The sequence below is a fragment of the Nitrosomonas halophila genome (genome assembly GCF_900107165.1).
Lineage (GTDB): Bacteria > Pseudomonadota > Gammaproteobacteria > Burkholderiales > Nitrosomonadaceae > Nitrosomonas > Nitrosomonas halophila.
The window spans coordinates 45,610-51,609 of the sequence record NZ_FNOY01000018.1 but is presented as its reverse complement, the minus strand read 5'-3'; the positions used below and the strand labels follow the sequence as shown (position 1 = coordinate 51,609).

The following is a 6,000-nucleotide window of genomic DNA, read 5'->3' as shown; positions in this document are numbered from 1 at the left end:
GACGGGCAACTCCAAATGTATCGGTAATCTTGCTTTTTTACACAAAAACCCTGTCAAGCACTTTTTGCATTTTTTTCGCTGAATAGTTACAAAAAAAGAAAATAAAAGACAGTGATGCAGCCAGTCAAGGGGCGGCCGAATGAGGCAACTGCATCTGTTGTTGCTGACATTGTTTCTCTGCGCGGCAGGACTGGGGCTGACCTATTACAAGGTCGAAGTGCTTGGCTTGCCCTTGACGACCTCCGAGCAGGCCGAAGTCTGGAGTATCGAGGCGCGTATCAGTTTCCGGGCCAAGCCTGACACTGCCATCAAGGTAACGCTGCCATTGCCGAACAATCCCCCTGGTTATGCCATCCTCGACGAGGATTTTGTGGGTGCCAATTACGGCTTGGCAACCGAGCAGGATGAGCGTGGGCGGGTGGCGCTGTGGGCAAAACGGCGTGCCCAAGGCAAGCAATTGTTGTTTTACCGGGCGGTGTTGTTCGAGGACGAGGAGATGGTCCCCAAACCGAGTGCCCCCCCTGCTTATCCTAAAGTGCCTGATTATTCGGAAAATCTGGCGCCTGTCATCCAGGGGCTGCTCGAAAAGGCACGGCAGCAATCGGCCGATACCGTTTCTTTTTCGCGGCGTGTGATCGAGCAATTGAACGCAGAGAAGCCCGCACCTGAGTTGAAGTTGCTGCTGGAGCATATCGGCCGTTCTCGCAATTTCGCCAAAAGTGTCGGCTGGCTGTTGGCCGGTGCCCGCATTCCGTCGCGGGTTGTGCGTGGCTTGCGGCTGCAGAACGGCAAGGATTATTCTGATCTGGAGTCGTTTCTGCAAGTCTATGACGGCGAGCAATGGCGGTCGCTCAATATCCGGGATGGCCAGGAAGGATTACCGCCAAATTTTGTAGTGTGGCAAATCGATGACGATAAAAACTTTTCTACCGAAGGCGCGACTGAAGTCAGCATACAGTATTCAGTCGCCAGTACCTTGCGGGAAATCATTGATATTGCCGGGAGCCGTGCGGCGGAGCAAGGCTCGCACTTGATAGATTTCTCGCTCTATTCATTGCCGGTACATACCCAGAATGTTTATAAGATCTTGTTGATGGTGCCGCTGGGCGCGTTGGTCGTCGTGCTCATGCGCAATCTTATCGGCGTCAAGACGTTCGGTACATTCATGCCGGTACTGATCGCGCTGGCCTTTCGGGAAACAGAGCTGCTATGGGGGGTTATTTTGTTCAGTTTGATTGTCGGCATGGGGTTATCGCTGCGTGCCTATGTCGAGCAGTTGAAACTGCTGCTAGTACCCCGGCTGGCTGCGGTGCTGACCATGGTGGTGCTACTCATGGCGGGCATCAGTGTCATCATGCATAAGCTTGGACTCGAGATGGGGCTGTCGGTGGCTCTGTTCCCGATGGTGATCATGACCATGACCATCGAGCGCATGTCTCTGACCTGGGAAGAGGCCGGTCCCATGGAAGCTTTCAAGCAAGTGACGGGCAGCCTGCTGGTGGCAATCATTGGTTACCTGGCGATGAATATCGATGAACTGCAATATATGTTTTTCGTGTTCCCGGAACTGCTGCTGGTCGTTTTGGCTGTAATATTGCTGCTTGGCCGTTATTCGGGCTACCGGCTGACCGAGCTCTGGCGCTTCCGCGCATTCCTAAGCAATAAAGCGTCATAGCATGTTCGGCATCTGGTCCAAGCTCAGGCGGTTGGGCATCGTTGGCATGAACCAGCGTAACGCCGACTATATTCTGCGCTATAACAAACGTTCGCTCTATCCGCTGGTGGATGATAAATTGCGCACCAAGTATCTGGCGATCGAATCCGGCATTGCCGTGCCGACGCTGTACGGCGTGATCGAGATCCAGCATGATGTCGCCAATCTTTCCAATATCGTCAAGGATCATCACGATTTTGTCATCAAACCTGCGCATGGTTCGGGTGGAAATGGTATCTGTGTGATCACCGGACGTCTCAACGAACGTTACCGGCAGAACAATGGCGATTTGTTGACCGAGGATGCAATTGGATACCATATTTCCAATATTCTGAGCGGTTTGTACAGTCTTGGTGGTCAACCTGATCAAGCCTTGATTGAATACCGGGTCAAGTTTGATCCATTGTTCGAGACCGTGTCCTTCCGGGGGGTGCCGGATATCCGCACGATTGTATTCAGGGGTGTGCCCGTCGCATGCATGGTGCGCTTGCCGACCCGAATGTCGGACGGCAAGGCCAATTTGCATCAGGGTGCGGTCGGCGCCGGCATCGATCTGGCGACCGGCCGCACGACCCGTGCGGTCTGGCAGAACAGTCCGGTCACGCAGCATCCCGATACCGGCGCGGTGATCAGCGGACTGGAAATTCCTCATTGGCACAAGCTGTTGACGCTGGCGGCACAATGTCATGATTTGGTGGGGCTGGGTTATTTGGGAGTGGATGTGGTGCTCGATCGCGATCTGGGTCCGCTGGTGCTGGAATTGAATGCGCGGCCGGGCCTATCCATCCAGATTGCCAATGGCAGAGGGCTGAGCAATATCCTGGCGCAAATAGAAAAAATGGATACGATTCCCGCTTCGGCTGCAGAGCGGGCTACTTTGGGCCAGAAATTATCCCTAGACAATTGATCTGGCTGCTTGCCAAGCTTCATTTTTCTGAAATGTAGCCGTCATGGCAGCTTCACTTTCGTTCGTTATGGTAGCAACTCCTCGGTTAACACTGATAAATGGAGAACACCATGAACGACAAAGAAAATCCCTTAACTGAAATCGATAACGGCGATGAGCCGTTGAGTAATCGTTCCGACAACGAACATTTTGCAACTATTCTTGAAAGAAGACTGTCCCGCCGGGAAGTTTTGACCGGCAGCTTGGGGGCCGCCGTGGCGACCGTGTTCGGTTTGCCTGGCATGGTCGAACAGGCTGAAGCCAAAAAATTTCCATCCACCACCGGCTTGCCTGTCCCAGCCAAGCCTTCATTTTCCCTGAATCCCGTTTTGAATTTCGAGGCAATTCCGGTGTCTCGCTCGGATACCGCAGTCATTCCGCAAGGCTACAAGGCGCAGGCGCTGATTCCCTGGGGAGAACCGCTAACCGGCGGCTATCCGGAATTCAATTCAATCGATGGTAACAGCGGCGAAGAACAGGAACAGCAGGTCGGTTCACATCACGACGGCATGCATTATTTCCCGTTCAACGACGATCCCAATGGTCATGGTTTGTTGTGTGTGAATCATGAGTATGTCGATCAGCGCGTATTTCATCCAGCTGGGCCCAGCTTTGTGGACGGGATGCGTCCTACCGATGAAGTCAGAAAAGAAATTGCGGCCCATGGCGTCAGTGTGGTGGAAGTGCAGAGAAGTTCGGCGAGTGGTGAATGGTGCGTCATCAGAGGCGCTTATAACCGCCGGATCACTGCCAGCACCGAAATGGCAATCAGCGGCCCCGTGCGTGGCAGTGACCTGGTCAAGACTCGATTCAGTCCAGACGGAACTCGGGCACGTGGAACGATCAACAACTGCGCGCATGGCTATACCGCCTGGAACACCTATCTGACCTGTGAAGAAAACTGGGCGGGTTATTTCAACAACCAGATCAAGCAGGCGCGTGCCGATGCGCTGTTGAACTGGTTCGAGGCCAACGAACCGGGCCGTTACCCTGGGCCCAAGGTTTCTTTCACCCAAGGCCGTTACTACGCACGTTATTATCCCGAGACCGATCGCATTATCGGCATCTTCGATGAGATACACGATCAGAAGGTGACCAACCATGTTTATACCCAGCTTGGCTCGACCTTCAATGATGAGGAACGCGAATCGCTTGGAACGATGGCTATTTTATTGGCCCGTGCCGGCATTCGGGATGATCTGGAATTGACGCTGCCGCGTGAATTCAGCCGCTATGGTGTGAGAACGACGGGTAGCCGCTATAGCTGGGAAAAGGCGCAAAGCGGGGAAGATTCCTATGTGCGCTTCGATGCTTCAATCAAAGGCAGCCATGCAACCCGGGACTATCGCAACGAGCCCAACACGATGGGCTGGGTGGTGGAGATCGATCCGTTCGATCCCAACAGCATGCCCAAGAAACGGACCGCACTGGGCCGCTTTGCGCATGAAGGCTGCTGGATGGCTCCACCCCAACCGGGCAAGCCGGTGGTGTTTTACATGGGCGATGATGCCAGGGATGAGTATATCTACAAATTCGTGACCAAGGCGCGCTACAACAGTCAGCACGACAACCGCGATATCCTGGACGAGGGCACGCTCTATGTCGCGCGCTTCTATGACAATGGAACCGGTGAATGGCTGGCGCTGGATATCAATGACCGCTATTTCCGCGCGATGTCCATCAGCAAGGGGATCTATTTCCTGGATCAGGCCGATGTGCTGGTCAATACCCGCCTGGCAGCCGATGTCGTGGGCGCGACCAAAATGGACCGTCCGGAATGGGGGACAGTGCACCCGCAAACGCGGGAAGTCTATATGACACTGACCAACAACAGCAACCGCACTGCCGATAATGTCGATGCCGCCAATCCACGCGGCCCCAATCCTTATGGCCATATCATCCGCTGGCGCGAACGCGGCAACCAGTCCTGGGCAACCCGCTTCGAGTGGGATTTGTTCGTGCTGGCTGGGCCCGAGTTTGATGGCCAGATTCTGCCAGGGCAGGGCGGCCCGGGTCTGACCCAGGACAATATTTTTGCCAGCCCCGATGGCCTGTGGATCGATCAGAATGGCATACTCTGGATCCAGACTGACATGAGCGGTTCCCAGCAAGCCCAAGGTCCATTCGGCGCCAATGCCATGCTGGCGGCCAATCCGGTAACCGGTGAAATCAAGCGCTTCCTGGCCGGCCCTGTCGATCAGGAAACGACGGGTGTGGTGTCAACGCCGGATGGCAAAACCCTGTTCGTCAATTTACAGCATCCTGGCGACCGCTCGTTGCCGGGTCAGTTCACCAGCAACTGGCCGGACAGCGGTGCTGTCTACAGACATCCGAACCAGGCAATGGTCGTGGCCGATCCCAACGGCCCGCGTCCCCGTTCAGCGACCCTTGTCGTTACGCGCGAAGATGGCGGAGTAGTCGGGTTGTAGCGGGAGAATTCAGGTCTCCGGTATGATCGCAGGATCAAGCGGTTTTTTAATCGCTTGATCCTGTTTGTTTATGTCGTTGTCTTGGTAGTTGGGCTAGTGCTCTTCGGTGGCGCCAATATGCACTTCCGGAAAAACATCGCGATTCAGGCTGAAGGTTAAAGTTGGCTTGAAATGCAGGCTGATGGCGCACTGGAAGCGACCCAAGTTAATGAAGAATAGCGAGCCGATGATTCTGCTGCCCAATCGCTTATGGGCTTGCAATGAAGCAATATTGTAGTAGTTGATCCTGCTGTAGACATGTCCAATGCCGCGCTGCCGCATGACTTTGTTGGCTTCATCCCATAATTTGGCGAATACATAGGAAAACCGGTATTTGGGTAAAACAAATACATCGTAATCCCAGGCTGCCTGTCCCTTGGGTTGCAGAACATAAGTGCAGCGGACCTCATCCTCCTGATACTTGTCGAAATTCAGCCATAGATTACCTGCAAATTGTTCGCCTTTCCGGGCAGAGAAACAATGACCGCCATTGGCGAAACGTTTCTGCAATACGGAAAAAGGTCTGTCCATTTGTTGTAGCAGAGGATGATCGGGTCCGATCTGGGCAATCTCGATGTCCCCGCCTTTACCGGCTGGAACCAGGCAATCCTGGCTTACCGGTTGTTGGGTAATATAATATTTATGCAGTATCAGTGTCTTGAAACTGATCTTGTATAGCAATCGATCGAAAATATAGAGTAGCGTGTCCTTGATACCCAGCTCACTCGACGTTTTCTTTATGTTGTGTAGCATTTGATTCATATCACTGCCTTGGACCGGGCTGCCTGCAGATGGGCTTCGCCCTCGCTACGATCGCTATTCTCGGACAGCCTCCCGGCCGCATGTGCCCGCTGAAAATATATGGAAGCATA

4 protein-coding genes are annotated in these 6,000 nt (G+C 53.8%); 3 read left to right on the top strand and 1 reads right to left on the bottom strand.

Features of this window, described 5'->3' with window-relative positions:
- Positions 1 to 139: 139 nt before the first annotated feature.
- The 3 genes from BLV85_RS06305 (at position 140) to BLV85_RS06295 (ending at position 5,089) form a co-directional block, all read left to right on the top strand.
- Complete coding sequence (locus BLV85_RS06305) at positions 140 to 1,675, top strand: inactive transglutaminase family protein (RefSeq protein ID WP_090413385.1); 1,536 nt, start codon at positions 140 to 142, stop codon at positions 1,673 to 1,675.
- A 1-nt stretch (position 1,676) separates the two neighbouring features.
- Entirely contained in the window at positions 1,677 to 2,621 is a 945-nt protein-coding gene (locus BLV85_RS06300; RefSeq protein WP_090413384.1) for an alpha-L-glutamate ligase-like protein, read from the top strand.
- A 110-nt stretch (positions 2,622 to 2,731) separates the two neighbouring features.
- Positions 2,732 to 5,089 (top strand): PhoX family protein, encoded by a 2,358-nt coding sequence (locus tag BLV85_RS06295; RefSeq protein ID WP_090413382.1) that lies wholly within the window; start codon positions 2,732 to 2,734, stop codon positions 5,087 to 5,089.
- Between the two features lie 93 nt (positions 5,090 to 5,182).
- On the opposite strand, the gene BLV85_RS06290 is transcribed toward BLV85_RS06295, so the two are convergent.
- A complete protein-coding gene (locus BLV85_RS06290; RefSeq protein WP_090413381.1) occupies positions 5,183 to 5,890 on the bottom strand; it encodes a hypothetical protein in 708 nt (235 codons plus the stop codon).
- Between the last annotated feature and the right edge of the window lie 110 nt (positions 5,891 to 6,000).

Coding starts and splice junctions, on each gene's coding strand:
- BLV85_RS06300 (WP_090413384.1), top strand. CDS start 1,677: ATGTTCGGCATCTGGTCCAAGCTCAGGCGGTTGGGCATCGTTGGCATG.
- BLV85_RS06305 (WP_090413385.1), top strand. CDS start 140: ATGAGGCAACTGCATCTGTTGTTGCTGACATTGTTTCTCTGCGCGGCA.
- BLV85_RS06295 (WP_090413382.1), top strand. CDS start 2,732: ATGAACGACAAAGAAAATCCCTTAACTGAAATCGATAACGGCGATGAG.
- BLV85_RS06290 (WP_090413381.1), bottom strand. CDS start 5,890: ATGAATCAAATGCTACACAACATAAAGAAAACGTCGAGTGAGCTGGGT.